The organism is Microbacterium sp. Bi128, from assembly GCF_918698205.1.
Map to the genome: position 1 here is coordinate 1 of NZ_CAKKMM010001519.1, position 1,171 is coordinate 1,171.

Sequence of the window (1,171 nt, forward strand, 5' to 3'; positions counted from 1 at the left end):
TGCGTCCGCCGACATCACCGCAATCCCCGGCGCCGCCAAGTCCTCCGTGCCCTCCAGCGCTGATGCCGCGCTGGACGGCGCCCCGCAGGCGGCGGCCCCCGACCCGGACTCCGGGAAGGTCAGTGAGGCCGGTGACAGCGACGCCGGGGCCGCGGTTCCAGCCGGTACCGACACATCGACGCAATCGATCGCCGTCGTCCAGCCCGGGTCCGGTGACAACACGTCAACCGCCGCAATCACGGTGGTCGACTCCGCGTCCCGCTAGCGCCGGCTGCCGGCCGGTTCAGGTGTACTGCCCCGCCCGGATCGTTCGGCGGGCTTTCTCCGGCCGGCTGACATCCGCTAGGCGCCGCCGTGCGTCGCTGTCCTCCCTAGCGCCGCCGACACGATTTCCTCAAGCTTTTCCGCTGATCCAAGGTCATGGGGGCGGACCACCTGGTTGTCGGCCACGTAGTAGAAAGCGGCCCGGACGTCCTCCAACGGGACCCCCTTGAGCCGGGCCCAGGCCAGCCGGTAGACGGCGAGCTGGACTGCCTTGACCTTCAGTTGGGCCGCCGAGGGGCGGCGGCCGGTCTTCCAGTCCACAAGATCCCAGCGGCCGTCGGCGTCGCGGAACACGGCGTCGATCCTGCCCCGGACCACGACGTCGCCGATCCGTGTCTCGACCGGGACCTCGACGTGGGCGGGGGCGCGGTGGGCCCACTCGGACTGACGGAAAGTTTCCACCATGGAATCCAGGCCGTAGGCCTCGTCGATGTGGTCGTCAGCGCCGGCTGCCTCACCCAGGTCCAGCATCCCGGCGGCGCCGAAGTATTCCTCCACCCAGGCGTGGAAGGCCGTGCCCTTGCGAGCCGACATCCCCGGTTCGCGCGGGATCGGCCTGCGCAGGCGGGCCACAACGGAGCCTGGGTCATCTTCCAGGTCCACGAGAGTCGACGCCGAGATGTGGCCGGGCAGATGCACATCCTGGACCACCGAACGCCGGGAGCGGCGTTCCAGCAAAGTGGCCGCCTCCTGCGCCCACCCGGCGGCGGGACCGCGCAGGACGGGACGTTTTCCAGCGTCCGCGCCATCCGGGCCGGATGCCATTGCCTGCAGGACGCGGGCCGCTGCGGATTCCATGGCCGCCCGCCGGCCCGGGACAAGCCGCAGCCGTTTTCCCGTCCGGGGG

Annotated in this window: 2 protein-coding genes; one reads left to right on the forward strand and one right to left on the reverse strand. The window is 71.1% G+C overall.

The annotated features are described in order from the left end of the window. On the forward strand, window positions 1–265 hold a 265-nt coding region (locus tag LQV45_RS34190; RefSeq protein WP_230012305.1), incomplete at its 5' end, for a hypothetical protein. A gap of 77 nt (window positions 266–342) precedes the next feature. Here LQV45_RS34190 and LQV45_RS34195 read toward each other — a convergent pair. Then, window positions 343–1,171, reverse strand: an 829-nt coding sequence (locus LQV45_RS34195) for a PD-(D/E)XK nuclease family protein (RefSeq protein WP_230012306.1), incomplete at its 5' end; no start/stop codon positions are given.